Raw genomic sequence first — 26,174 nt, forward strand, 5'->3', positions numbered from 1 at the left:
GGAGACCAATTTGCCAACAGGTATAGGGTGGTGATGACAACCGCATGACGGTGCAATGACATTTAATGAACGAGTCATTCACCCGCATGCCTGGGTGCGATCACGCCGTCATCGTCCAGGGCAGCGTCACCGTCATCTCCAGCCCGCCGGTCGACCGGTTGGCGGCGATGATCCGCCCGCCATGGGCCTCGACCGTGCGCCGGGCGATGGCGAGGCCCAGGCCGTAGCCCTGGTTGCGGCTGCCATCGGGGCCCCGCACGAAGGGCTCGAAGATCGAGGCCAGCATCTCGGGCGGCACCCCCGGCCCCCGGTCGCGGACCTTGAGCACATGGCGACGCCCGCGTTCGTCGATATCCACCGACACGGTGACCGCCCCGCCTTCGGGCGAGAATTTCAGGGCGTTGCGGATGATGTTCTCGACCGCCCGCCGCATCAGTTCGGCGCTGCCCTTGATCAGCATCGCGCCGCCCGTAAGGCTCGCCGCCGGGGTGACGTGGCTCTCCACCGTCACCCCGGCGGGCCCGGCCTCGAACCGGGCATCGGCGACCACCGAGGCCACCAGCCCGTGCAGATCGAAATAGTCCTCCCGGCGGGGGGCGTCGTTCTCCACCCGCGAGAGTGTCAGCAACTCACCCACCAGCGTGTCCAGCCGCGCCGTTTCAAGCTCCAGCCGGTCCAGCGTCACCGCCACCCGGTCGGGCGACTGACGCACCAGCCCCACCGCCATGTGCAGCCGGGCGAGCGGCGAGCGCAGCTCGTGCGAGACGTCGTGCAGCAGCCGGTCGCGCGCCGCCACCGTCTGTTCCAACCGCGCCGCCATGACGTCGAAATCCCGGGCCAGATCGGCAAGCTCGTCACGTCGTCGCCCCATCGCCGGCCCCAGCCGCACGGCCAGATCGCCCCCGGCCAGGTCGTCGAAGCCCCGGCGCAACCGCAGGATCGGGCGGATCAGATAGCGGGCGAGCGCGGTGCTGAACACCAGCCCGCCGCCCACCCCCAACATGATGATCTCGGGCGGCAGCCGGAACGGCCCGCCCGGACGCGGCGGCATGCGCAGGTCCGACAGGTCGCGCGACAGCTGCCAGACCGACCCGTCGGGCGCCGTGACAGACCGGATCAGCACCTCATCCCGGCGGATGACGACAGAGGCGGCCGGTGTGCCATGATCGGCCGGCCGCACCACCAGCCCTGCCCGCTCACTCTCGGGCCAGGCGGCGATCAGGCGTCGCAGCGCCGGCAGGCCGCCGCTTTCCAGCACGGCCGCCGCCGAGGCCAGTTCTACCGGCGCCAGCCGGTCCTCGAACAGGTGTACGATCGGCCGCGGTGGATCGTCGAACAGCTGGATGGCAACCCAGAGTGTCTGGACCATCAGGAAAAAGGTCAGGCCGAAGCCGAACAGGATCTTCCAGAACAGCCGGCCCCTCAGGGCGGCCAGGACGGGCGTGGTCATGCACGATTCACCCGATAGCCCACGCCGCGCACGGTCTCCAGCACGGTCTCGTCGAGGCCGCGCTCGATCAGCTTGCGACGCAGATGGCTCATATGGACATCGATGCTGCGGTCATAGCTCTCATGCGGCCGGCCCAGCACCTCGCGCGACAGCTCGTCCTTGGCGACCACGCGGTTGCCGGCGCGGATCAGCCGTTCCAGCAGGTTGAACTCGGTGGCCGTCAGTTCGACGGCCTCGCCCGCCACCGTCACCCGCCGGGCCTCGGTCTCCAGCCGGATCGGCCCGGCCTCGATCGAAGCCGGGGCCACCAGCGCCGCCGCCTCGCTGCGGCGGAGCACCGCGCGCAGACGTGCGACCAGCTCGCGCGGATAGCAGGGCTTGGGCACATAGTCGTCGGCGCCCAGTTCCAGCCCGACCACACGGTCGACGTCGTCGCCGCGGGCGGTGAGCATGATCACCGGCACCCGGCTCGCGGCCCGCAGCCGGCGCAGCACGTCCAGCCCGCCGATCCGCGGCAGCATGATGTCGAGCAGCACGGCCGCATAGCCGCCCCCGAGTGCCGCCTGCAGCCCGGCATCACCGGTGGTGACAAGCATGGTGTCGAAGCCTTCGCCGGCCAGATACTCGGTCAGCATGGCACCGAGTTCGGCATCGTCGTCGATCATCAGGATGCGCGGGCCGGACATGGATCCCTCTGTGCCGTCATGACGTTGGGCCGAACATATACCGGCCCGCAGCCGGGTGTGAGGGGGCTCGCGTCGGTTTTACCGGGGTTTTACGTATCATCGACACAGGCCTTACCGACGGCAGCCCTCCGCTCGGTTATGCTCGTGCCCGACTTCTCCGCGTCACTCAGGATCGAGCCGTTCATCCCGTGTCCTCCCCGTCCTCAGGTTCCTCCTCCGGCTTCGCCCGGCGCCTGCGCGCCCTGCGGCTGCCCGTGCTCATCCTCGTCCTCGCCGCCGGCGGTTACGGCGTCTGGCGCTATGCCTTCCCCGAAGCGCCGCCGGCGCCGCCGCCGACCGTTGCCGTTCACCGGGCGGATCTTGAAGACACCGTGCTTGCCAACGGCACGCTTGAAGCCGTGAACATGGTCAGCGTCGGTGCCCAGGTTTCGGGCCAGGTCAAGACGCTTGCGGTCGATGTCGGCGACAAGGTCAAGGCCGGCGACCTGATTGCCGAGATCGATTCGCTCAACCAGCAGAACGATCTGCGCAATGCCGAAGCCGCGCTCGCCAATGTCCGCGCCCAGTATCGCGCCAAACAGGCTGCGCTGAAACAGGCGGAACTCGCCTTCCGGCGCGAACGCGAACTATTGGCCGGCCGCGCCGGGGCCCGGGCCGATTACGAGAGCGCCGAGGCGACGCTTGCGACCACGAAGGCCGAACTCGCAGCACTGGAAGCCCAGATCGCCCAGGCCGAAATCACCGTCGACACGGCGAAGGTCGATCTGGGCTACACCCGGATCACCGCGCCCATGGACGGCACGATCGTGGCCGTGGTCGCCAAAGAGGGTCAGACGGTGAATGCGGTGCAGAGCGCGCCGACCATCGTCATGCTGGCCCAGCTCGACACCATGACCGTCACCGCCGAGGTCTCGGAAGCCGACGTCATCCGCGTCGTGCCCGGCCAGGACGTCTATTTCACCATTCTGGGCGAACCCGGCCAGCGCTATACCGGCAAGCTGCGCTCGGTCTATCCGGCGCCGGAATCGGTGGCCACCACCTCCAGCTCCACCACCGCCTCGTCGTCGTCGAGCAGCTCGTCCTCCTCGTCCAGCACGGCGATCTATTACGACGCGCTGTTCGACGTGCCCAATCCCGACGGCAAGCTCCGGATCTCGATGACCGCCCAGGTCTCGATCATCATCGAGCGGGCACCCGGCGCGCTGGTGATCCCTTCATCCGCTCTCGGCACCCGGGCAGCCGACGGCAGCTACACGGTTCAGGTGCTGGGCACGGACGGCACCGTCACTCCCCGTAAGGTGACGGTGGGCATCGACAACAATGTTCAGGCCCAGATCCTGACCGGGCTTGAAGAGGGGGAGCGGGTCGTCGCCACCAACACCGCCACCGTCGGCACCAACATGCAGCCGCGTCGCCCCCGTGGCCCGATGGGATTCTGAGCCCGTGACCGGAACCGATACCGCCAGAGACCCCCTGCTCAGGGTGCGCGGCCTGCGCCGCGAATTCCCGGCCGGCGACCGCATGGTTGCGGTGCTCCAGGATGTCGATCTCGACATCGAAGCGGGCGAGATGGTCGCCATCATCGGCGCCTCCGGCTCGGGCAAGTCGACGCTGATGAACATCCTGGGCTGCCTGGACCGGCCCAGCGCCGGTTCCTATCGCATCGCCGGCCGCGACACCCGCGAGCTGGAGCCCGACGAGCTGGCCGAACTCCGCCGCGAGCATTTCGGCTTCATCTTCCAGCGCTACCACCTGCTCTCCACCCTGACCGCGGTCGAGAATGTCGAGATCCCGGCGGTCTATGCCGGCGGCGACCGCCGCAGCCGGCGGGAACGGGCGCTCGACCTGCTGGGCCGGCTGGGCCTCGGCGACCGCACCGGCCACCGGCCGAGCCAGCTGTCGGGCGGCCAGCAGCAGCGGGTCAGCGTTGCCCGCGCGCTGATGAACGGCGGCCGGGTGATCCTGGCCGACGAGCCCACCGGCGCGCTCGACAGCCGCAGCGGCGAAGAGATGCTGAAGCTGCTGGGCGAACTGCATCAGCAGGGCCACACCATCATCATCGTGACCCACGATGCCAAGGTGGCGGCGATCGCCGACCGGATCATCGAGATCAGCGACGGCCGGATCATCGCCGACCGCCGCAAGCCCGATGCCGGTGCCCCCACCGGCGACCGCTTGCCGCCGGCCGGCCGGCGCGGCGGTTTCGGCATTGCCCGTCACCTCGAAGCCTTCCGTATGGCCCTGCGTGCGATGGTGGCCCATCGTCTGCGCACCTTCCTCACCATGCTCGGCATCATCATCGGCATCGCCTCGGTGGTCTCGGTGGTCGCCCTCGGCGAGGGCTCGCAGCAGGAAATCCTGAAAAGCATCTCGTCGATCGGCACCAACACCATCGACGTGATGCCGGGCGAGAGCTTCGGCGACATGCGCGCCGGCCGCGTGCGGACCCTGCTGCCGTCGGATGCCGAAGCCCTGGCAAGCCAGCCCTATGTCGACAGCGTCACGCCGCAGGTCTCAAGCTCGGCGACGCTGCGCTACGGCAATGTCTCGCTCACCGCCTCGATCTCGGGCGTCGGGCCGCAATTCTTCCGGGTGCGCGGCTATACCATGGCCGACGGCCAGATCTTCGACGATCAGAGCGTCGAGCGGCGCGCCCAGGAAGCGGTGATCGACACCAAGACCCGCGACGAGGTGTTCAAGCATGGTGTCGACCCGATCGGCGAGGTGATCTTCCTCGGCACCGTGCCGGTGCGGGTGATCGGGGTCGCCAACACCCAGGACAGCGCCTTCGGCAGTTCCGACGCACTCAATGTCTGGATCCCCTACACGACCGCCATGAACCGGGTGCTGGGCCAGAACTACCTTCAGCGGATCACCGTCCGCGTCTCCGACGACGTGGCGAGCGACGTGGCCGAGCGGAACATCCAGGCGCTGCTGACCCGCCGTCACGGGGTGCGGGACTTCTTCATGATGAACACCGACACCATCCGCCAGACGATCGAGAGCACGACCCAGACCATGACCCTGCTGGTCTCGATGATCGCGCTCATCTCGCTGATCGTCGGCGGCATCGGGGTGATGAACATCATGCTGGTCTCGGTCACCGAGCGGACACGCGAGATCGGCGTGCGCATGGCGGTGGGTGCGCGCCAGGGCGATATCCTGCGCCAGTTCCTGATCGAGGCGGTGCTGGTCTGCCTGCTGGGCGGTGCGCTGGGTGTCGGGCTCGCCTTCGCCATCGGCGCGCTGCTGGAGCAGAACGGCGTCGCCATGGTCTATTCCGGCACCTCGATCGTCGCCGCTTTCGCCTGCTCCACCCTGATCGGCATCATCTTCGGCTTCCTGCCCGCCCGTTCCGCCGCTCGGCTGGATCCGGTCGAGGCCCTGGCGCGGGAATGACCTCCATGACCCCTCTGCGCATCTCCCTCGCCCTGCTGGTCGCGACCGCGCTCACCGGTTGCGGCACCCTGCTCGAAACGCCCTATGACCGGCCGGCCCTTCAGCTTCCCGTCGGCTGGCAACAGGGCAGTACCGCCGACCGGGCCGTGGCGAAAACCGTCGATGCGGCATCCGTCCGGGCCGATGCCTGGTGGGCAGTTTTCGGCGAACCGGAACTCGACCGGCTGATCGACCGGGCCTTCGCCCGCAACAACGACCTCGCCGCCGCGGCGATCGCCGTCCGACGGGCCCAGCTCCAGGCCGGGCTTGCCGAGGACGACACCCTGCCGCAATTCGGATCGTCCACTCAGGCCTCGCGGGAGCGGGAGCTGGCCGACGACACCAGCGGCACCAGCTATTCCACCAACCTCACCGTCAGCTGGGAGCTGGATCTCTGGGGCCGGCTGGGGCGCACGCTCGATGCCGCCCGCTTCGAGGCCGCCGCTACCGAACAGGACCGGCAGGCGACCGCCCTCAGCCTGGCCGCCACCACGGCCGAGCTATACTGGACCCATGTCTATCTCACCCAGCGCCTGGCCCTGGCCGATGCCAGCCTGGACTACGCGCGGCGGATCGCCGACATCGTCGAAGTGCGCTGGCGCGCCGGTGCGGTCTCGGATCTCGACCGCTTCCAGGCCCGGCAGAATGTCGAATCGCAGGAAGCCGCACGCCTGCTGATCCTGCAAAGCCAGGTGGAGAACGACAACGCGCTCTCGATCCTGTTCGACGCCCCACCCCAGCCGGTGGATCTGGCCCGGGAGCGCCTGCCCGACGGCATGCTGCCGGCCATCCCTGCCGGGCTGCCGGCGGGCGTGCTGGCCCGCCGGCCCGACATCCGGGCGGCGGAACTCAGGCTGCGCGCCAATCTTGCCGATATCGACGCCACCCGCGCCAGCTATCTGCCGACCTTCTCGCTGACCGGCAGCCTGGGCGGCAGCAGCGTGGCACTGCGCGACCTGCTCGCCAACCCGGTGGCGACGCTCGGCCTGGGGCTGACCCTGCCCTTCCTGAACTGGACCGAACGCGACCTCACCATCCGCACGTCGGAAGCCGATTACGAGGCCGCGGTCGTCAATTTCCGCCAGACCCTCTATCAGGCCTTTGCCGATACCGAAAACGCACTTTCGGCGCGAAGCCGCCGGGCCGACCGCGACCTGCGCCTTCAGGCGGCGCTGGACGCCGCCCGGGCCGCCGAACAGATCTACGAAACCCGCTACCGGGCAGGTGCCATCGACCTCCAGTCCTGGCTGGAGTCCCAGGAAACCCGCCGCACGGCGGAACTCAACCTGCTTGAAAACCGGCTGGAGGAAATCCGGGCGATGATCACCCTCTATCAGGCCCTCGGCGGCTCGGCCACGCCTGCCATTCCATAACCTCAGATAGTATCTTCAAACCGAAACACACCAGGGTTACCATCCGCTCATCCGGCACCGTCATCATGCCGGATGAGCGTCGCATCGCCTTCGGCCCGCAATTCTTCCGCACCCCGGCAGCCATGGCGCATACGCCTCATGTCCTGATGACCGACATGATCTTTCGAGGCATTTCAGCATGGCAAACTTTGCGGGCGGGGCCGGCGCAGACCGGATCACCGGTACGATCGGTCACGACCTCATCCTGGGTCGTGCGGGAGACGATATCCTGGCAGGTCAGGGCGGGAACGACGTGCTCTCCGGCGAAAGCGGCAATGACCAGCTCGTGGGTGGCAACGACGACGACACGATGGATGGCGGCGCCGGGAACGACATCCTGATCGTCTCAGGCGGCTTCGGAGCCGATACCTATATCGGCGGTGCCGGCACCGATACCATCCGGCTCACTGCCAATGCCTGGACCACCCGCTTCACCGTCAAGACCACCGGCAGCATCGAACGTCTCGACATCGGCAATTACCAACTCTCCGGCACCATCGGCGCCGACATCTTCGATCTCTCGGGCCTCGGCGGCTACACCGACCCCAACACCGTCATCGACCTCGGCGGCGGCAATGATCAGTTCACCGGCAGCGCCGTCACCGATCTGGTCGATGGTGGCGACGGCAACGACCTTCTGAAAGGCGGTGCCGGCGACGATGCCCTTTATGGCGGCACCGGCAACGATCAGCTCGAAGGCGGCGCCGGCAACGACGTCTTTGAACTCGCCGGCCGCTTCGATGCCGACACCTATCTCGGCGGTGCCGGCACCGATACCATCCGGCTCATCGCCAATGCCTGGACCACCCGCCTCACCGTCAAGGCCACCGACAGCGTCGAAAAGCTCGACATCGGCAATTACGACCTCTCCGGCTCCAGCAGCGCCGACATCTTCGATCTCTCGGGCCTCGGCGGCTACACCGACCCCAACACCGTCATCGACCTCGGCGGCGGCAATGATCAGTTCACCGGCAGCGCCGTCACCGATCTGGTCGATGGTGGCGACGGCAACGACCTTCTGAAAGGCGGTGCCGGCGACGATGCCCTTTATGGCGGCACCGGCAACGATCAGCTCGACGGCGGCGCCGGCAACGACGTCTTTGAACTCGCCGGCCGCTTCGATGCCGACACCTATCTCGGCGGTAGCGGCACCGATACCATCCGGCTCACCGCCAATGCCTGGACCACCCGCCTCACCGTCAAGGCCACCGACAGCGTCGAAAAGCTCGACATCGGCAATTACCAACTCTCCGGCACCATCGGCGCCGACATCTTCGATCTCTCGGGCCTCGGCGGCTACACCAACCCCAATACCGTCATCGACCTCGGCGGCGGCAATGATCAGTTCACCGGCAGCGCCGTCACCGATCTGGTCGATGGTGGCGACGGCAACGACCTTCTGAAAGGCGGTGCCGGCGACGATGCCCTTTATGGCGGCACCGGCAACGATCAGCTCGAAGGCGGCGCCGGCAACGACGTCTTTGAACTCGCCGGCCGCTTCGATGCCGACACCTATCTCGGCGGTAGCGGCACCGATACCATCCGGCTCATCGCCAATGCCTGGACCACCCGCCTCACCGTCAAGGCCGCCGACAGCGTCGAAAAGCTCGACATCGGCAATTACGACCTCTCCGGCACCAGCAGCGCCGACATCTTCGATCTCTCGGGCCTCGGCGGCTACACCAACCCCAATACCGTCATCGACCTCGGCGGCGGCAATGATCAGTTCACCGGCAGCGCCGTCACCGATCTGGTCGATGGTGGCGACGGCAACGACCTTCTGAAAGGCGGTGCCGGCGACGATGCCCTTTATGGCGGCACCGGCAACGATCAGCTCGAAGGCGGCGCCGGCAACGACGTCTTTGAACTCGCCGGCCGCTTCGATGCCGACACCTATCTCGGCGGTAGCGGCACCGATACCATCCGGCTCATCGCCAATGCCTGGACCACCCGCCTCACCGTCAAGGCCGCCGACAGCGTCGAAAAGCTCGACATCGGCAATTACGACCTCTCCGGCACCAGCAGCGCCGACATCTTCGATCTCTCGGGCCTCGGCGGCTACACCGACCCCAACACCGTCATCGACCTCGGCGGCGGCAATGATCAGTTCACCGGCAGCGCCGTCACCGATCTGGTCGATGGTGGCGACGGCAACGACCTTCTGAAAGGCGGTGCCGGCGACGATGCCCTTTATGGCGGCACCGGCAACGATCAGCTCGAAGGCGGCGCCGGCAACGACGTCTTTGAACTCGCCGGCCGCTTCGATGCCGACACCTATCTCGGCGGTGCCGGCACCGATACCATCCGGCTCACCGCCAATGCCTGGACCACCCGCCTCACCGTCAAGGCCACCGACAGCGTCGAAAAGCTCGACATCGGCAATTACGACCTCTCCGGCTCCAGCAGCGCCGACATCTTCGATCTCTCGGGCCTCGGCGGCTACACCGACCCCAACACCGTCATCGACCTCGGCGGCGGCAATGATCAGTTCACCGGCAGCGCCGTCACCGATCTGGTCGATGGCGGCGACGGCAACGACCTTCTGAAAGGCGGTGCCGGCCGGGACCAGTTCTTCGGCAATCGTGGCAACGACACCATCTCCGGTGGCAATGACGCGGATCTGCTGATGGGGGGGGTGGGTGCAGACCAGCTCACTGGCGGTGCCGGTGGTGATCGCTTCATTTACACGGGCACCGGCGACAGTACGACCGCCACCTCGGGCCGCGACACCATCGTCGATTTCAGGCGGGCGGATGGCGACAAGATCGACCTGTCGGCGTTCAACGGAACCTTCTCCTTCATCGGCACGTCCGGCTTCACCGGCAAAGCCATGCAGCTCCACACGGTTTCCGCCACATCCGGCCTGCTGATCGAGGCGGACGTCAACGGCGATCGCCTTGCCGATTTCGCCATTTTCGTTGCCGGAGCAAGCGGCCTTGCCGCCGGCGACTTCATCCTCTGACCCCGGGCCATCGCCTCAAGGCCGCCCCTGTCTTCACGATTTACTTTGGCGGTGCCCTACCGCAGGATGCGAGCCAGAATTCCCGTCGCCTCACATGAAGTGGCAGATCCATGGCAACCATCCGCGGCACCTCGGGCAATAACAGGCTCACCGGCACCGATGTTGCCGACACGCTCTACGGGCTCGACGGCAACGACGTCCTCGATGGCGGCGAGGGCAATGATCTCTATGACGGCGGCAACGGCAACGACACCTTCCTGATCTGGGGCGCGACCGGCATCGACACCTTCCGTGGCGGTGCCGGTACCGACACCATCCGGTTGACCGACGGGGCCAGTACCGCCAGCTTCGTGCTCGGCACCAAGGCGTCGGTGGAGCGGATCGATTTTGCCGGTTTCGACCTCACCGGCACGGAAGGCGACGACGTCTTCGATCTCGGGGGGGTGATCAGCCTGATCGGCCGGCGGACGATCTGGCTGAACGACGGCGATGACCGCTTCACCGGCTCGGCCGCCGGCGACAGCGTTCATGGCGGCACCGGCGACGACCGCCTGGATGGCGGGGCCGGTGACGACATCCTCGAAGGCGGGATCGGCAACGACACGCTGATCGGAAATGACGGCAATGACCGCATCGTGCTGCAGGGGCGGACCGGCCAGGACAAGATCCTGGGCGGCGCCGGCACCGACCGTGTGGTGATCGCAGGCGGCACCCAGCTGAGCTATCTGTCGCTCAACGCATCGGCCTCGATCGAAATTCTGCGCTTCGAGACCGGTGCTGCGCTGGAAGGCACCAGCGGACGCGATACCATCGATCTCTCGGGCGTCACCGCCTATGAAAACCGTCAGACCATCCGTCTCGGATCGGGGGCCGACAGCTTCAACGGCTCAAAGGCCGGGGACATGGTCGACGGCGGCAACGGCGATGACCGGCTTCTGGGCGGCGACGGTAACGACATCCTGGAAGGCGGCGCCGGCAACGACGTGCTGAACGGCGGCAATGGCAACGACATCTTCCGCGTCCAGGGCGCCTTCGGGGTCGATTCCTATAGCGGCGGCACCGGCACCGACACGCTGGAGATCGTCGGCGGCGCCCAGACCAGCAGCCTGCGGCTGCCGGCCAGCACATCGGTCGAGGTCCTGAAGTTCAACGGCTTCGACCTGAGCGGCACGGATGACAACGATCATTTCGACTTCAGCGGCATCACCACGATCATCGGCCGGCGCACCATCTGGCTGAATGACGGCGACGACGTCTTCACCGGCTCCGGAACCGTCGATGAGGTTCATGGCGGCGAGGGTGACGACCGCATCGAAGGCGGCGCCGGTAACGACATCATCGAAGGGGGCGGCGGCAGCGACACGCTGCTCGGCGACAGCGGCAACGACATCTTCCGGGTCCAGGGCGATTTCGGTGCCGATATCATCCGCGGCGGCACCGGCACGGATACACTGCAGGTGGTTGCAGGCGCCGAGACCTCTGCGTTGACCCTGGACGCTGCCGCCTCGGTCGAAATCCTTGCCTTCACCAAGGCCGACCTCAACGGCACGGATGGCAATGACGACTTCAACCTCTCCGGCGTCACAAAGATCACCAATGGCCGGACGATCTGGCTCAATGCCGGCAATGACGTCTTCATCGGATCGCAGACCGTCGACCGGGTCCACGGTGGCGCCGGCAATGACCGTCTGCAGGGCGGCAAGGGCGCCGATATCCTGAGCGGCGGTACCGGGCGCGACAGCTTCGTCTACACCGCCGCCTCGGACAGCACCGTTGCCGCCACCGGCCGCGACCGGATTGAAGATTTTTCGCGCGTTCAAGGGGATAAGATCGACCTTTCCGCTATGGATGCCGTCACCGGCACCAGCGGCAATCAGGCCTTCACCTATGTCGGCAGCGCCGGCTATTCGGGCAAAGGGGGCGAAATACGGGTGGCTGCGGTAACCGGCGGCGTGCTGGTCTATGCCGACCTCGACGGTGATAAATCATCGGATATGAGCATCCTCGTCGCCGGCATCACCAGCCTGACGGCCGCCGACTTCATCCTTTGACCAATGTCTCAGCCGCCGACCCAGGCATCGGCATAGGCGTCGGTGGCGGGGATCACCCGGATCAGATCGATCATCGTGCCCGCCGGGTCGCGGATGATGAAATGCCGCTGGCCGAAAGCCTCGTCGCGCAGCGGCAAAAGCACCTCGACGCCCTCTGCCGCCTGCAGCCTTGCCCATTCGGCATCGACATCTTCGACCTCCAGGTTCAGCAGCACGCCACCGACCGGCCGGCGAAACCCGGCCGGCACGGTCTCGTGGGCTTGGTCCAGCACCGCCAGGTTCACCTCGGGATGGGTGGCATGGCGCAGATGCACGTACCAGTCCGCGACGAAGACCGGCGCGAAGCCCAGATGCATCTGCCAGAAGGCGGCCGTCTCGGCCACACGATCGGTCATGATCACCGGATACCAGCTGTCGATTCTCATCATCCGTCCCTCCCCCGGGCCCAGGGCACCATCGCGCCCGGCCGCTCTTGAACAACCACCACCATTAAACAAACAGGCAGACTGTTTGTAAATATCCTGATTGCGGGCGCCGCCCTGGGCGCGTAGCTTCAGCTCCGGACAGGCTGGGGGTTGGACGGATCATGACCGGAGGCATCGGACGGCGGAGCAATCGCGCGCGCTCGGAAGATACCCGGCGCCGGCTGATCCAGGCTGCCCGCAAGGCCTTCGCCGACAAGGGTTATGCCGCGACCGGCACGCCGGAACTGGTTGCCGCCACCGGGCTCAGCCGCGGTGCGCTCTATCATCAGTTTCCCGACAAGGCGACCCTGTTCCGGGCGGTTCTGGAGGATGCCCAGCAGGAGGTCGTGGCCGCGATCGAGGATGCAGCCGCGGCGGCACCGGATGCCCTTGCCGCCCTGCGCCTGGGGTCGCGCGCCTTCGTGGCCGCCTGCATGCGCCCCGGCATTCGCCGGATCGTGCTGATAGACGGCCCGGCCGTGCTCGGCTGGCAGGTCTGGCGGGACGTGGATGCCGCCCATGCGCTGGGCACGCTGATCGCGGGCCTCGACGCCCTGGCCCAGGCCGGACGGCTGCGCCCCGGCCTTACCGTTCAGGCCACGGCCCTGCTGCTCTCGGGCGCGCTCAACGAAGCGGCGCTGGCGGCGAGCGAGGGCCGGCTCGGCGATGCCGAGATCGCCACGGCGATCGATGCCCTGCTCGACGGGATCAGCCGGCCGGCGTGACGAAATCCACCGCCCGGGCGATCACCCGGGCGTCGGCCAGGATCCGGGCATGGCCCAGCCCGTCCAGTTCCACCAGATGCGCCCCCGGCCAGGCGCCGGCAGAGGCGCGCCCCGCCGCGATCGGCACCACCCGGTCATCGGCAGAATGGAAGAACAAGGCCGGCACCGTCGCCGTCCGGGCCTGACGCGGCAGGTTCATCTCGTGAAGCCGCGCGCCCAGGCGGTCCAGCTCCACCTCAAACGCCGTGCGCGCCGCCTCGTCATACCCCATCTGCGCCGCCAGCGCCCGGGCACCATCCAGATAGCGCGCCGGTGCCGCCACAAAGGCCAGCCGCGCCACCCGGGCACCCTCTTCCAGCACGGCGACGGCAGAGGCCGCACAGCCGATCGAATGGGCGATCAGCCCCTCCACCGACCCCACCGCCGCAATCACCGCGGCCACCGCCCGCGCCAGCACCGGGATCGGCGCAATCTCGCCGCCGGACCGGCCATGTCCCGGCAGATCGAACGCCACCACCCGGCAGCCTGCCGCCAGCAGGGGCGCCACGAAGCCGGCCATGTCGGCATGGCTGCCATCCCAGCCATGGACCAGCATCACCACAGGCCCATCGGCGCCCCACTGATAAAGGGCAAGTGTCTCGCCGTCGAATGCCAGATCACCCCGCAGGGCCGGCGGCAGCTCCACCCAGGCCGGCCGGGCGCGGCTGCGATCGGGGGTGACGAAAGCCCGGGCCAGATCGGCCGGTGCGGGCGCGGCGCGTGGCGCCGTGGCAGGGGTGCTGCTCGACATGGGAACGACGGGCTCCGATACGGGTTGACTCAATTATGATGATCATCATCATTAACAGCATCAACCGCTCCCGTAAAGCGCCACCGCCCCATCCGAAGGTGTCTCCCCCATGACCCGCACCGTCATCGCCGGCTATGTCCGGACCCCGTTCCATTTCGCCCGCAAGGGCGCGCTCGCCGGCATGCGCCCTGACGATCTGGCCGCGATCACGCTGCGCGGGCTGATCGACCGCAGCGGGCTCGATCCGCGGCTGATCGAGGATGTGATCATGGGCTGCGCCTATCCCGAAGGCGAACAGGGCGACAATGTCGCCCGCATCGCATCCCTGCTCGCCGGCCTGCCGATCGAGACCGGCGGCATGACCGTCAACCGCTTCTGCGGCTCATCCATGTCGGCCATCCACATCGCCCATGGCCAGATCGCGACCGGTGCGGGGGACGCCTTCATCTGCGCCGGGGTCGAATCCATGACCCGCGTGCCCCAGGGCGGGTTCAGCTTTTCACCCAACCCGCGCTTCCGCAGCCCCGATCTGCCGGATGCCGAGATCATGACCGAGGCCCATATCACCATGGGCCGCACGGCCGAGAACGTGGCCGCACGCTATGGCATCGACCGTGCGGCCCAAGAGGCTTTCGCGCTCCGCTCCCAGCAGAAGGCGCGCGATGCCCAGGCAGCCGGCCGGCTTGCCGACGAGATCGTGGCGGTGCACACGCCCGACGGCGTGGTCGATGCCGATGGCTGCCTGCGCCCCGGCACCACGCTCGAAGGCCTGGCGGGGCTGAAGCCCGCCTTCGCTGCCGACGGCACGGTGACCGCGGGAACGGCGTCGCCGCTGACCGACGGCGCCGTGGCGGTTCTCGTCACCTCGGAAGGCTTCGCCCGCGCCCAGGGCCTGCCGGTCATGGCGGTGATCCGCGCCACCGCGATCGCTGGCTGCCCGCCCGAAATCATGGGCATCGGCCCGGTGCCGGCCAGCCGCAAGGCGCTTGCCCGTGCCGGCATCGGGGTGGGTGATCTCGGCGTCGTCGAGATCAACGAGGCCTTCGCCAGCCAGGCGGTGGCCTGCCTGCGCGCGCTGGAGATCCCCGAAGACATCGTCAACCCGGATGGCGGCGCCATAGCACTCGGCCATCCGCTGGGGGCCACCGGCGCGCGGATCACCGCCAAGGCGGCTCAGCAGCTGATGCGGGGTGGCGGCCGCTTCGCGCTCGCCACCCAGTGCATCGGCGGCGGTCAGGGCATCGCCACGGTCCTGGAAGCCGTCTGATCGGCGAGCCTGCGGTCGAAAGCCGCCCAGACACCGTCGGGCCCGTCCCAGGCGCCGCGGGTGGCGCCCTTGGAATACTCGGTGGCACGCTGCTCGAAGAAATTCGCGTGCTCCACCCCGTTCAGGATTTCGACCAGCCAGGGCAGCGGGTGCGGCACCAGCGGCCGCGCGCCCTGGTCGGGGTCAGAGAAACAGCCGTGAACCGGGGTCAGCCCCAGCTGGGTCAGCCGCCAGTCGGCGATGTAGCGGACATAGGCCTTCACCTCTTCCGGCCGCAGCCCCTCGACCGGCCCCAGTTCGAAGGCAAGATCGATGAAGCGGTCTTCCAGGCCGACCATGGTCTTCGCCACATCGGTGATGTCGTCGCGCACCGCCCGGGTGACCGCGCCGGTCTCGCGGTGCCATTCATGGAACAGGCGGATGATGCCTTCGCAATGCAGGCTTTCGTCGCGGACCGACCAGCTGACGATCTGGCCCATGCCGTTCATCTTGTTGTGGCGCGGGAAGTTGAGCAGCATTGCGAAGCTTGCGAACAGCGCCATGCCCTCGGTGAAGGCACCGAACATGGCCAGCGTCCGCGCCACATCGGCCACCGTGCCGGTGCCGAAGCTGTGCATGTAATCGGCCTTGGCGCGCATGTCGGCATAGTCGCGGAAGGCTTCGAACTCGGCCTTGGGCATGCCCAGCGTCTTCAGCAGCAGCGCATAGGCATCGATATGCACCGTCTCCATGTTCGAGAAGGCGGCCATCATCATCTGGATTTCCAGCGGCTGGAACAGCGGCAGATAGCGCTTCAGATAATTGTCGCCCACCTCGATGTCAGACTGGGTGAAGAAGCGGAAGATCTGGGTCAGCAGGCCGCGATCGGCATCGCTCAACCGGTCCGAGGTCCAGTCCTTGACGTCGCCGCCAAGCGGCACCTCCTCTCCCATCCAGTGGATCTGCTGCTGCCGTTTCCAGAAGGCATAGGCCCAGGGATAGCGCTCCACGTCATAGGTGCCGGTGGCGGTCAGCAGCCCGACCCGGCCGGTGCCGACCAGGGTCATCGGGTCGACATGCCCCGGGATCATGCGCCTCACTGACATGCCAGGCACTCCTCGTAATCGGTGCGTGCGGTCGCGGCCAATGTGGCCCCGACACGGGTGCCGCCGGCAAAGCCCGCCCGCTGAATGGATTTGGAGCGGCAGTAATAGAGGCTCTTCACCCCCCGCTCCCAAGCGGTCCAGTGCAGCATGTGCAGGTCCCATTTATCGATATCGGCCGGCAGATACAGGTTCAGCGACTGGCTCTGGCACAGGAAGGGCGCGCGATCGGCCGCCAGTTCCACGATCCAGCGCTGGTCGATCTCGAAGGCGGTACGGAACACCGCCTTCTCGTCCCCGGTCAGCCCGTCCAGATGCTGCACGGACCCTTCGTGCTCGACGATCGACTGCCAGATCTCGGGCCGGTCCAGGCCACGTTCGGCCAGCAGCCGGGCCAGATGCGGGTTGCGCACCGGGAAGGCGCCGGACAGCGTCTTGTGGGTGTAGATATTGGCCGGGATCGGCTCGATACAGGCGCTGGTGCCGCCGCAGATGATGCTGATCGACGCCGTGGGCGCGATGGCGAGCTTGTGGCTGAACCGCGCCTGCATGCCGGCCTCGGCCGCATCCGGGCAGGGGCCGCGCTCTTCGGCCAGGAACACCGAGGCGCGGTCGGCCTCCTGGCGCAGCCTGCGGAAGATCGCGAGGTTCCAGGCCTTGGCCATCGCGCTCTCGAACGGAATGCCGCGCGCCTGAAGGAAGGCGTGGAAGCCCATCACCCCCAGCCCGACCGAGCGTTCGCGCATCGCCGAATAGCGCGCCCGGGCCATCTCGTCGGGCGCCGTCTCGATGAAACTGGTCAGCACATTGTCGAGGAAGCGCAGCACGTCTTCGACGAAACCCGCCTCGCCCTGCCATTCGTCCCAGGTTTCGATGTTCAGCGAGGCAAGGCAGCAGACCGCGGTACGCTCTTCATCCAGATGATCGGCGCCGGTCGCGAGCGTGATTTCGCTGCAGAGATTCGAGGTCGAAACCTTCAGCCCCAGCGCCCGCTGGTGGCGCGGCAGGGCGCGGTTGACCGTATCGATGAACAGCAGATAGGGCTCGCCGGTCTGCAGCCGGGTCTCAAGGATCCTCTGCCACAGCCGCCTTGCATCGATCCGGCGCAGTATCGCCCCCGATTTCGGGCTGACCAGCGGGAAATCGGCGCCGTCGCGCACCGCCTCCATGAAGGCATCGGTGATCGCAATGCCGTGATGCAGGTTCAGGCCCTTGCGGTTGAAATCGCCCGAGGCCTTGCGGATTTCGAGGAATTCCTCGATCTCCGGGTGATGCACGTCCAGATAGACCGCGGCCGAGCCGCGGCGCAGCGAGCCCTGCGAGATCGCCAGCGTCAGCCCGTCCATCACATGGATGAAGGGGATGATGCCGGATGTCTCGCCGCAGCCCTTCACCGGCTCGCCGATCGAGCGGACCTCGCCCCAATAGGTGCCGATGCCGCCGCCATTGGACGCAAGCGCCACATTCTCGTTCCAGGTGCGCACGATGCCGTCCAGGCTGTCGGGCACGGCGTTCAGGAAGCACGAGATCGGCAGGCCGCGGCTGGTGCCGCCATTGGACAGGATCGGCGTCGCCGGCATGAACCAGAGCCGCGAGATCGCATCATAGATCCGCTGGGCATGGGCCCGGTCGTCGGCATAGGCGCAGGCCACCCGCGCGAACAGATCCTGATAGCTCTCCCCCGGCATCAGATAACGGTCGCGCAGGGTCGCCTTGCCGAAATCGGTCAGCAACGCATCGCGCCCGCGATCCAGCGCCAGATCGGCCGGCACCGGCTTGGGGGCCAGCGGAAACGGGATCGGCGCCTGCGGCCGGCGCGGCACGGCTTCGGGCGGCACCGCAGCCGTCACCGGAACCAGATGGCCGTGCCGGTCGAAGTCGAAGGCGAGAGAGGTCATGACGTTCACCCATCGATCTGCGGACCGGGGCCGGATGAACGCAGGGCAGGCCCGAAAGCGCCGGATGCGGAACCACAGGCCCGCGGGTCGCCGGACGGAAACCGCCATGCGCCCGCCGGGACTCCCCGCCCAGGGACGTATCATTCCAAGGTTCCGGCAGGTCTCCTGGCTTGCGGGTCACCGCTGCCACGCCGGCCTTCCCGACGGTCGCCCGTCAGTGGCCCTGTCTTCGCGTGGCCGCTCACCGCCTACAGTTGCGGGGACAGCTCCGGCATTGGCGGGGGGGGTCCCCCGTCGCACCGGATTCCCTCTTAGCCCCAGATCTTGTGGATCTGGGGAACCGAGAACGCCGCATCTTGTGCAGATCCGTACCCTGCCGTCAAGCCTCGGCCGCAGGATAGGGGGCGAAGCGGCGTTCCGCCTCATCCACCGCCAGACGCCGCCCCACCGGCGGAAAGGCGCGCTGCGGGCAGGCCGGGCGGTCGCAGACCTTGCAGCCGGCGCCGATCGGCGTCGCCGCCTCCGGGTCGGACAGATCCAGTCCCTTGGCATAGACCAGCCGGCCGGCATGGCGCAGGTCGCAGCCGAGCCCGATCGCGAAGCTCTTGCCCGGCGCGCCCCAGCCGCCACCCATACGCCCCACCGTGCGGGCGATCCAGAGATAGGTCCGGCCATCGGGCATGCGGGCCAGCTGGGTCAGGATCCGGCCGGGGCTTGCGAAGGCCTCGTGGACATTCCAGAGCGGGCAGCTGCCGCCGACCCGCGAGAAATGGAAATCGGTCGCCGACTGACGCTTGGAGATATTGCCGGCACGATCCACCCGCACGAAGAAGAAGGGCACGCCCCGCGCCTCGGGCCGCTGCAATGTGCTGAGCCGATGGCAGATGGTCTCGAACCCCACCCCGAAGCGGCGGGACAGGCGCTCGATGTCATAGCCCAGCTCCTCCGCCGCGGCCAGGAAAGGGCCATAGGGCAGGATCAGCGCCCCGGCGAAATAGGCGGCCAGGCCGATCCGCGCCAGTACCCGCGCCTCCTCTCCCGAAAAGCCCGGATCGGCCGACAGCCGGTCCAGCACCACCCCCTGCTCCAGAAAGGCAAGCCGGCTGGCGATCTGGAAGGCGGCCCGGCCGGGCGGCAGGCCCGCGGCCAGCCGCAGCACCCGGCGCTCGGGATCGAAGCGGCTCAACACCCCGCCCCGGCTTTCCGCCTCGCCGGGCTGTTCGTCGTCGATCACCTCGACGCCGTGGCGGCGGCGCAGATGCGCGATCAACCGCGGCAGAACCCGGCCGGGAACCAGACCCGCCGCCGCGTTCAGCGCCTCGGCGGCATGGTCCAGCTCGGCCACATGGTTATGGCGGGCATAGAAGAAATCCCGCACCTCCTCGTAAGGCATGGGCGTCAAGGTCTGGCCGGCGACATCCTGCCCAAGCCGGGCGGCAAGCGCATCGGCCCGTTCCTCCGCCGCCCGCCAGCGCCGGTGCAGCCCGATCAGCGCCCGGCCCATCTCGGGCATGCCGGCGGCCAGTTCGCGGATCTCGGCCATCGATACCCGTCCGCCGGCCCCCTCTCCGCTTCCGATCAGCACATCGCGCAGATCGGCGATCAGCCGCGCCTCCTCGTCCTCCGAGAACACCTGCACGTCGACACCGAACACCGCGTTGATCTTCAGCAGCACCGGCACGGTCAATGGCCGCTGGTTGCGCTCCAGCTGGTTCAGATAGCTCGGCGACACGTCCAGTGCGCGGGCAAGTGCCGCCTGGGTCAGGCCGCGTTCCTCGCGCAGCCGCTTCAGCCGCACACCCATGAATGCTTTGCTCATACGCCGTTCATCTCCTGTGCCCCGGATCTTCGCAATCTTCGCAAATTCCCGGATCACCCTTCGCAAACCCACGCATTTTCAGTCATTTGTGGATTTTTCTGTCTGCGTATATTGCGAAGCATCCCATCCGATGCAAGCGCAATGAGGCCCCCGGTGATCCTGCACGAGGTTCGCGCCCGCCGTTCCGCCGACCACCTGCCCCGCGAGGATCAGCTCGCCTGGAAGATCGCGGCCGTCGCCGCCGACCCGGTACCGGTCGGTGCCGAGGTCGCGGAAATGATCGGCAACCGCATCATCGACAATGCCGCGGTCGCCGCCGCCGCCCTTGCCCGACGGCCGGTGGCGAGCGCCCGCGCCCAGGCGACCGCCCATCCCTTCACCCCCGGTGCCACGGTCTTCGGCCTGTCGCCCCATCGCCGGATCTCGCCCGAATGGGCGGCCTGGGCAAATGGCGTCGCGGTGCGGGAACTCGATTTCCACGACACTTTCCTCGCCGCAGACTATTCCCATCCGGGCGACAACATCCCGCCGGTGCTGGCGGTCGCCCAGCATTGCGGGCTGAACGGCGATCGCCTGCTCCGGGGCCTCGCCGCCGCCTACGAGATCCAGGTCGATCTGGTGAAGGGCATCTGCCTGCACGAGCACCGCATCGACCACATCGCCCATCTGGGCCCCTCGGCCGCCGCCGGCATCGGCGCGGCGCTGGGCCTGCCGACCGAGGTGATCGTACAGGCGGTGCAGCAGGCGCTTCACGTCACCACCACCACCCGCCAGTCGCGCAAGGGCGAGATTTCCAGCTGGAAGGCCTATGCCCCGGCCTTTGCGGGCAAAATGGCGATCGAGGCGGTGGACCGCGCCATGCGCGGCGAGGGCGCGCCCGCCCCCGTCTACGAGGGCGAGGACGGGGTCATCGCCCGCCTGCTCGGCGGTTTCGAGGCGGTCTACCACGTACCGCTTCCGGCCCCGGGAGAGCCCAGGCGGGCGATCCTTGAGACCTATACCAAGGAATACTCGGCCGAATACCAGGCCCAGGCGCTGATCGATCTCGCCCGGCGGATGGCACCCGCGATCGGCAATCCCGCCCGGGTGAAGAGCATCGTCATCCACACCAGCCACCACACCCACAACGTGATCGGCACCGGCAGCGGCGACCCGCAGAAATTCGATCCCCGGGCCAGCCGCGAAACGCTGGATCATTCGATCATGTACATCTTCGCGGTCGCCCTGGAAGACGGCGGCTGGCACCACCAGCGCTCCTACGCGCCGGACCGTGCCGCCCGCCCCGCGACCGTCGCGCTCTGGCGGAAGATCTCGACGGTGGAAGATCCCGCCTGGACCCGGCGCTATCACGCCGCCGATCCGGCGGCCAAGGCCTTCGGCGGACGGGTGGTCGTCACCCTCGACGACGGGCGCGAGATCATCGACGAGCTGGCGGTGGCCGATGCCCATCCGGCCGGCGCCCACCCCTTCCGCCGCCCCGACTACATCGCCAAGTTCCGCACCCTCGCCGAGGGTGTGATCGAACCGGTCGAACAGGACCGCTTCCTCGCCACCGTCGAGCGCCTGCCGCATCTGTCGGCCGACGATCTGGCCGGGCTGACCTTCACGGTCCCCTCCGACCGGCTGGGTGCGCGGGCACTCCACGGCATCTTCGACCGGCTCGGCTGACCTCCTGAAGGAGTCCAGGCAGATGACGACCACGACCCTCTCCGACACCCCGCGCCCGAAGAAGTCGGTGGCGCTGTCGGGCGTGCCCGCCGGCAACACCGCGCTCTGCTCCGTCGGCCGCAGCGGCAACGATCTGCATTATCGCGGCTACGACATCCTCGACATCGCCGACCGCTGCGATTTCGAAGAGATCGCCCATCTGCTGATCCATGGCGACCTGCCGACCGAGGCGCAGCTGCGGCTCTATCGCCAGAAGCTGAAACGGCTGCGCGGCCTGCCCGAGGCGGTGCGCCGGACGCTGGAGGCCCTGCCGGCCGCCGCCCATCCCATGGATGTGCTGCGCTCGGGCGTCTCGGCCCTGGGCTGCGCCCTGCCGGAAACGGCCGACCGCAACCCGGCGGGCGCCCGCGACATTGCCGACCGGCTGCTGGCCTCGCTGGGGTCGATGCTGCTCTACTGGCGCCACTACGCCCATGCCGGCCGGCGGATCGAGGTCGAAACCGACGACGACAGCATCGGCGGGCATTTCCTGCATCTGCTGCACGGCCGCCCGGCCCCCGCCGCACATCTCAGGGCGATGCACACCTCGCTCAACCTCTATGCCGAGCACGAATTCAACGCCTCGACCTTCGCGGCCCGCACCATCGCCGGCACCGGTGCCGATCTCCATTCGGCGATCACCGGCGGCATCGGCGCCCTGAGCGGCCCCAAACATGGCGGCGCCAACGAGGTCGCCCTCGACATCCAGCTGCGTTATGCCGGCCCCGACGAGGCCGAGGCCGACATCCGCCGGCGGGTGGCGGCGAAAGAGGTGATCATCGGCTTCGGCCATCCGGTCTACACCATCGCCGATCCGCGCAATGTGGTGGCGAAACAGGTCGCCCGCCGGCTGACGGAGGAAAGCGGCGACATGCGGCTCTACCGCATCGCCGAACGGATCGAGGCGGTGATGGCCGATGCCCGGTCGATGTTCGCCAATCTCGACTGGTACACCGCCGTCGCCTATCACGTCATGGGCATACCGACCCTGCTGTTCACGCCGCTCTTCGTCATCGCCCGGACATCCGGCTGGTCGGCCCATGTGATCGAGCAGCGCCAGGACGGCAAGATCATCCGCCCTTCGGCCAATTATGTCGGCCCCGAGCCGCGCCCCTTCCTGCCGATCGGACAGCGCGACCCGGCCGGCCGGGTGCGTGCGGCCTGACCCGAGGATCCCCGTCAGATGCCCTATCTCATGGCCGACCACCTGCCCGCGGAACCCGCGGGCCGGCGCTTCCGGAATCTTCTCGCCCGGCCCGGCATCCTGCGCCTGCCGGGCACCCATAACGGCCTCGCCGCCCTGCAGGCGAAGGCGGCGGGCTTCGATGCGCTCTATCTGTCGGGTGCGGCGATGACCGCTTCGATGGGCCTGCCCGATCTCGGCATCATCACCGTCGACGAGGTCGCTTTCTTCATCCGCCAGATCGCCCGTGCCGCAGGCCTGCCGCTGCTGGTCGACGGCGATACCGGCTATGGCGAGGCGCTGAACGTCATGCACATGGTACGCAGCTTCGAAGAGGCCGGCGCCGGCGCCGTCCATCTCGAAGACCAGCTGCTGCCCAAGAAGTGCGGCCATCTGAACGACAAGAAGCTGGCCTCGCTGCCCGATATGGCGGCAAAGATCGCCGCCGCCGCCCGGGCCCGCCGCGATCTGGTGATCATCGCCCGCACCGATGCCGTGGCATCCGAAGGTCTCGACGGTGCGGTCGAGCGCGCCCGTGCCTATGTCGAGGCCGGAGCCGACGCGATCTTTCCGGAGGCGCTGACCTCGGAAGACATGTTCGCCGAATTTGCCCGTCGCCTGCCCGGCGTGGCGCTGCTCGCCAACATGACCGAATTCGGCCGCACGCCCGCGATCACCGGCGCCCGTTTCGAAGAGATGGGTTACCGCATGGTGATCTGGCCGGTCAGCTCGCTGCGCGTCGCCGCCCGCGCCCAAGAGGAACTCTATGCCGCCCTGGTCCGCGACGACGCGACGGCGGCGATGCTGCCGCGCATGCAGACCCGCGCCCAGCTCTACAAGACGCTCGGCTATCACGACTACGAGGCGCTCGATCTGTCGATCGTGACCACCGTCATCCCCGTGTCCGGAGCCGCCTGAGATGTCCGCCCCCCTGATCCGCACCGCCTCGCTGGGCTTTCCCCGTATCGGCCCGCGCCGTGAACTCAAAACCGCCCTGGAGGCCCACTGGCGGGGAGAGAGTACCGCCTGCGACCTGCTCGACACCGCCCGCGGCCTGCGGGCGGCCGGCTGGGCACGCCAGCACGCCGCCGGCATCACCTGCCTGCCCTCGGGCGACTTCTCGCTTTACGATCATGTGCTCGACACCGCCCTCATGGTGGGTGCGGTGCCGCCGGTCTATGCCGGCCCGGGCCGGGGCCATGCCGGCGGCCGGATCGGTCTCGATACCTGTTTTGCCATGGCACGTGGCACGCCCGAGGGGCTGCCGGCCATGGAAATGACCAAGTGGTTCGACACCAACTACCACTATCTCGTGCCCGAACTCCGCGCCGATCAGACCTTCTTCCTGGGGGACACCCGCATCGTCGACGCCTGGGTCGAGGCGCGCGGCCTGGGCTTCCGGACGCGGCCGGTGCTGCTCGGCCCGGTCAGCTTCCTGATGCTTGCGAAATGCGCGGGCGAGCCCTTCGACCGGCTGCGCCTGCTGCCCGGTCTGCTGCCGGTCTACACCCATGTCCTGCGCCTGCTGGCGGCGGCGGGGGCGACCGAACTCCAGCTCGACGAACCGGTGCTGGTCCTGGACGAAGACCCGGCGGTCACCGCGGCGGTCACGACCGCCACCGAAGCCTTTGCCGCAGCGGCAACCGGGCTTGGGATCATGCTCACCACATATCACGGTGGCATCGACCATCTGGCCGACGCACTCTGCCGGCTGCCGGTCGACGGGCTGCATCTGGACCTGGTCCGCGCCCCCGGGCAGATCGACCGGATCCTGCAGAAGCTCGCCCCTGAAACCCGGCTTTCACTGGGGGTGATCGACGGCCGCAATGTCTGGCGGGCGGATCTTTCGGCACTGCTCGACCGGCTGACCCCGATCGTCGATGCCCGGGGGCCCGAACGGATCCAGCTTGCCCCGTCCTGCACTCTGCTGCATGTACCGATCGATCTCGATCGCGAGACCCGGCTCGATCCGGAGCTGCGCTCGTGGCTCGCCTTCGCGGTGCAGAAGCTCGACGAACTCGTGATCCTTGCCCAGGCCCTGAGCGAGGGCCGGGGCGCGGTCGAAGCAGATCTGGCCGCGGCCGATGCCGCCCTGGCGGCCCGCCGGGCATCGGCGCGCATCCACGACCCTGCCGTGGCGGCGCGTCTTGCCGCCGTCACCCCCGCCATGTCCCGGCGGCAGGCCCCCTATCCGGTCCGGGCGAAGGCGCAGCACGACCGGCTCGGCCTGCCGGCCTTCCCGACCACCACCATCGGCTCCTTCCCGCAGACGCCGGAGATCCGCAAGGCCCGCGCCGATCATGCCGCCGGCCGGCTCGACGACGCGGATTACGACGCGCTGATCGCCACCCGCACCACCGAAGCGATCCGCTGGCAGGAAGAAACCGGCCTCGATGTGCTGGTCCATGGCGAGTTCGAGCGCAACGACATGGTGCAGTATTTCGGCGAACAACTGGCCGGCTTCGCCTTTACCGATCACGGCTGGGTACAGAGCTACGGCTCGCGCTATGTCCGCCCGCCGATCATCTGGGGCGATGTCTCACGGCCGCAGCCGATGACGCTGCGATGGTCCGCCTTCGCCCGCAGCCTCACCGACCGGCCGATGAAGGGCATGCTGACCGGGCCGGTGACCATGCTGCAATGGTCTTTCGTGCGCGACGACCTGCCGCGCATGGAGGTCTGCCGCCAGATCGCACTGGCGCTCCGCGACGAAGTCTCGGACCTGGAAGCCGCCGGCATCGAGGTGATCCAGATCGACGAGCCGGCCTTCCGCGAAGGGCTGCCCCTGCGGAGGGCGGATCGCCCGGCCTGGCTCGATGCCGCCACCGAATGCTTCCGCCTTGCGGCCTCGGCTGTCGGCGATGCCACCCAGATCCACACCCATATGTGCTATTCCGAGTTCAACGACATCATCGATGCGATCGCGGCCCTGGATGCCGACGTGATCTCGATCGAGACCGCGCGCTCGAAGATGGAACTGCTCGACGCCTTCACCACCTTCGCCTACCCCAACGAGATCGGGCCGGGTGTCTACGACATCCACAGTCCGCGCCTGCCGTCGGAAGAGGAAATGGTCGCCCTTCTGGAGCGGGCCAGTGCACGCCTGCCCGCGGAGCGGATCTGGGTCAACCCGGATTGCGGCCTCAAGACCCGTCGCTGGGAGGAAGTCAAACCTGCTCTCGAAGCCCTGGTCCGGGCGGCGCGGGAAATGCGGCGGCGGATGGTCTGAGCACCCGCCGC

Annotated in this window: 18 protein-coding genes and 1 riboswitch; of the genes, 11 read left to right on the top strand and 7 right to left on the bottom strand. The window is 68.0% G+C overall.

Annotated elements, in window-relative coordinates:
* Window positions 1–100 precede the first annotated feature (100 nt).
* Complete coding sequence (locus tag P7L68_RS19215) at window positions 101–1,450, bottom strand: ATP-binding protein (protein ID WP_372000798.1); 1,350 nt, start codon at window positions 1,448–1,450, stop codon at window positions 101–103.
* The gene (locus P7L68_RS19220) at window positions 1,447–2,136 is read right to left on the bottom strand and encodes a response regulator transcription factor (RefSeq protein ID WP_372000800.1); all 690 of its coding nucleotides are present in this window, start codon (window positions 2,134–2,136) and stop codon (window positions 1,447–1,449) included. Before P7L68_RS19220 ends, P7L68_RS19215 begins: the two co-directional genes overlap by 4 nt.
* Window positions 2,137–2,390: 254 nt before the next feature.
* Here P7L68_RS19220 and P7L68_RS19225 point away from each other — a divergent pair, with 254 nt between their 5' ends.
* From P7L68_RS19225 to P7L68_RS19245, 5 genes are all read left to right on the top strand, one after another.
* Entirely contained in the window at window positions 2,391–3,575 is a 1,185-nt protein-coding gene (locus P7L68_RS19225; RefSeq protein ID WP_372006886.1) for an efflux RND transporter periplasmic adaptor subunit, read from the top strand.
* An 82-nt stretch (window positions 3,576–3,657) separates the two neighbouring features.
* Window positions 3,658–5,535: a MacB family efflux pump subunit gene (locus P7L68_RS19230; protein ID WP_372006887.1), complete on the top strand. Its 1,878-nt coding sequence runs from the start codon at window positions 3,658–3,660 to the stop codon at window positions 5,533–5,535.
* A 5-nt stretch (window positions 5,536–5,540) separates the two neighbouring features.
* Window positions 5,541–6,947 (top strand): efflux transporter outer membrane subunit, encoded by a 1,407-nt coding sequence (locus P7L68_RS19235; protein WP_372000802.1) that lies wholly within the window; start codon window positions 5,541–5,543, stop codon window positions 6,945–6,947.
* Window positions 6,948–7,125: 178 nt separating this feature from the next.
* Window positions 7,126–9,948, top strand: coding sequence for a beta strand repeat-containing protein (locus P7L68_RS19240; RefSeq protein ID WP_372000803.1), 2,823 nt, complete (start codon window positions 7,126–7,128; stop codon window positions 9,946–9,948).
* Between the two features lie 110 nt (window positions 9,949–10,058).
* Window positions 10,059–11,999: a calcium-binding protein gene (locus P7L68_RS19245; RefSeq protein ID WP_372000804.1), complete on the top strand. Its 1,941-nt coding sequence runs from the start codon at window positions 10,059–10,061 to the stop codon at window positions 11,997–11,999.
* Between the two features lie 8 nt (window positions 12,000–12,007).
* On the opposite strand, the gene P7L68_RS19250 is transcribed toward P7L68_RS19245, so the two are convergent.
* A complete protein-coding gene (locus P7L68_RS19250) occupies window positions 12,008–12,424 on the bottom strand; it encodes a VOC family protein (RefSeq protein ID WP_372006888.1) in 417 nt (138 codons plus the stop codon).
* A gap of 161 nt (window positions 12,425–12,585) precedes the next feature.
* On the opposite strand from P7L68_RS19250, the gene P7L68_RS19255 reads away from it, so the two are divergent.
* The gene (locus tag P7L68_RS19255) at window positions 12,586–13,188 is read left to right on the top strand and encodes a TetR/AcrR family transcriptional regulator (protein ID WP_372000806.1); all 603 of its coding nucleotides are present in this window, start codon (window positions 12,586–12,588) and stop codon (window positions 13,186–13,188) included.
* Here P7L68_RS19255 and P7L68_RS19260 read toward each other — a convergent pair.
* Window positions 13,172–13,978, bottom strand: a complete 807-nt coding sequence (locus tag P7L68_RS19260) for an alpha/beta fold hydrolase (RefSeq protein ID WP_372000808.1) — start codon at window positions 13,976–13,978, stop codon at window positions 13,172–13,174. The two genes, P7L68_RS19255 and P7L68_RS19260, sit on opposite strands and share 17 nt — an antisense overlap.
* A gap of 109 nt (window positions 13,979–14,087) precedes the next feature.
* Here P7L68_RS19260 and P7L68_RS19265 point away from each other — a divergent pair, with 109 nt between their 5' ends.
* Window positions 14,088–15,245: an acetyl-CoA C-acyltransferase gene (locus P7L68_RS19265; RefSeq protein WP_372000810.1), complete on the top strand. Its 1,158-nt coding sequence runs from the start codon at window positions 14,088–14,090 to the stop codon at window positions 15,243–15,245.
* On the opposite strand, the gene P7L68_RS19270 is transcribed toward P7L68_RS19265, so the two are convergent.
* The 3 genes from P7L68_RS19270 to P7L68_RS19280 form a co-directional block, all read right to left on the bottom strand.
* Window positions 15,212–16,315, bottom strand: a complete 1,104-nt coding sequence (locus P7L68_RS19270; RefSeq protein WP_372006889.1) for a ribonucleotide-diphosphate reductase subunit beta — start codon at window positions 16,313–16,315, stop codon at window positions 15,212–15,214. The genes P7L68_RS19265 and P7L68_RS19270 overlap by 34 nt on opposite strands.
* 5 nt (window positions 16,316–16,320) lie before the next feature.
* Complete coding sequence (locus P7L68_RS19275; protein WP_372000812.1) at window positions 16,321–18,225, bottom strand: ribonucleoside-diphosphate reductase subunit alpha; 1,905 nt, start codon at window positions 18,223–18,225, stop codon at window positions 16,321–16,323.
* Between the two features lie 137 nt (window positions 18,226–18,362).
* Window positions 18,363–18,585: riboswitch (cobalamin riboswitch) on the bottom strand.
* Between the two features lie 19 nt (window positions 18,586–18,604).
* The gene (locus P7L68_RS19280; protein WP_372000814.1) at window positions 18,605–20,044 is read right to left on the bottom strand and encodes a short-chain fatty acyl-CoA regulator family protein; all 1,440 of its coding nucleotides are present in this window, start codon (window positions 20,042–20,044) and stop codon (window positions 18,605–18,607) included.
* Between the two features lie 141 nt (window positions 20,045–20,185).
* On the opposite strand from P7L68_RS19280, the gene P7L68_RS19285 reads away from it, so the two are divergent.
* From P7L68_RS19285 to metE, 4 genes are read left to right on the top strand one after another with little or no spacing between them, the layout of a single operon-like run.
* Entirely contained in the window at window positions 20,186–21,712 is a 1,527-nt protein-coding gene (locus tag P7L68_RS19285) for an MmgE/PrpD family protein (protein WP_372000816.1), read from the top strand.
* A gap of 22 nt (window positions 21,713–21,734) precedes the next feature.
* Window positions 21,735–22,916, top strand: a complete 1,182-nt coding sequence (prpC, locus tag P7L68_RS19290) for a 2-methylcitrate synthase (RefSeq protein ID WP_372000818.1) — start codon at window positions 21,735–21,737, stop codon at window positions 22,914–22,916.
* An 18-nt stretch (window positions 22,917–22,934) separates the two neighbouring features.
* The gene (prpB, locus tag P7L68_RS19295) at window positions 22,935–23,852 is read left to right on the top strand and encodes a methylisocitrate lyase (RefSeq protein ID WP_372000820.1); all 918 of its coding nucleotides are present in this window, start codon (window positions 22,935–22,937) and stop codon (window positions 23,850–23,852) included.
* Between the two features lies 1 nt (window position 23,853).
* A complete protein-coding gene (gene metE, locus P7L68_RS19300; protein ID WP_372000822.1) occupies window positions 23,854–26,163 on the top strand; it encodes a 5-methyltetrahydropteroyltriglutamate--homocysteine S-methyltransferase in 2,310 nt (769 codons plus the stop codon).
* The last annotated feature ends 11 nt before the right edge of the window (window positions 26,164–26,174 follow it).

Origin of the sequence: Tistrella mobilis (assembly GCF_041468085.1) — a bacterium.
GTDB lineage: Bacteria > Pseudomonadota > Alphaproteobacteria > Tistrellales > Tistrellaceae > Tistrella > Tistrella mobilis_A.

Excerpts from the sequence above, each read along its gene's own strand:
- P7L68_RS19260 (WP_372000808.1), bottom strand. The coding sequence starts at position 13,978 with ATGTCGAGCAGCACCCCTGCCACGGCGCCACGCGCCGCGCCCGCACCG.
- P7L68_RS19270 (WP_372006889.1), bottom strand. The coding sequence starts at position 16,315 with ATGATCCCGGGGCATGTCGACCCGATGACCCTGGTCGGCACCGGCCGG.
- P7L68_RS19250 (WP_372006888.1), bottom strand. The coding sequence starts at position 12,424 with ATGAGAATCGACAGCTGGTATCCGGTGATCATGACCGATCGTGTGGCC.
- P7L68_RS19280 (WP_372000814.1), bottom strand. The coding sequence starts at position 20,044 with ATGAGCAAAGCATTCATGGGTGTGCGGCTGAAGCGGCTGCGCGAGGAA.
- P7L68_RS19285 (WP_372000816.1), top strand. The coding sequence starts at position 20,186 with ATGAGGCCCCCGGTGATCCTGCACGAGGTTCGCGCCCGCCGTTCCGCC.
- prpC (WP_372000818.1), top strand. The coding sequence starts at position 21,735 with ATGACGACCACGACCCTCTCCGACACCCCGCGCCCGAAGAAGTCGGTG.
- P7L68_RS19265 (WP_372000810.1), top strand. The coding sequence starts at position 14,088 with ATGACCCGCACCGTCATCGCCGGCTATGTCCGGACCCCGTTCCATTTC.
- P7L68_RS19230 (WP_372006887.1), top strand. The coding sequence starts at position 3,658 with ATGGTTGCGGTGCTCCAGGATGTCGATCTCGACATCGAAGCGGGCGAG.
- P7L68_RS19275 (WP_372000812.1), bottom strand. The coding sequence starts at position 18,225 with ATGACCTCTCTCGCCTTCGACTTCGACCGGCACGGCCATCTGGTTCCG.
- P7L68_RS19235 (WP_372000802.1), top strand. The coding sequence starts at position 5,541 with ATGACCCCTCTGCGCATCTCCCTCGCCCTGCTGGTCGCGACCGCGCTC.
- P7L68_RS19245 (WP_372000804.1), top strand. The coding sequence starts at position 10,059 with ATGGCAACCATCCGCGGCACCTCGGGCAATAACAGGCTCACCGGCACC.
- P7L68_RS19255 (WP_372000806.1), top strand. The coding sequence starts at position 12,586 with ATGACCGGAGGCATCGGACGGCGGAGCAATCGCGCGCGCTCGGAAGAT.
- prpB (WP_372000820.1), top strand. The coding sequence starts at position 22,935 with ATGCCCTATCTCATGGCCGACCACCTGCCCGCGGAACCCGCGGGCCGG.
- P7L68_RS19220 (WP_372000800.1), bottom strand. The coding sequence starts at position 2,136 with ATGTCCGGCCCGCGCATCCTGATGATCGACGACGATGCCGAACTCGGT.
- P7L68_RS19215 (WP_372000798.1), bottom strand. The coding sequence starts at position 1,450 with ATGACCACGCCCGTCCTGGCCGCCCTGAGGGGCCGGCTGTTCTGGAAG.
- P7L68_RS19240 (WP_372000803.1), top strand. The coding sequence starts at position 7,126 with ATGGCAAACTTTGCGGGCGGGGCCGGCGCAGACCGGATCACCGGTACG.
- metE (WP_372000822.1), top strand. The coding sequence starts at position 23,854 with ATGTCCGCCCCCCTGATCCGCACCGCCTCGCTGGGCTTTCCCCGTATC.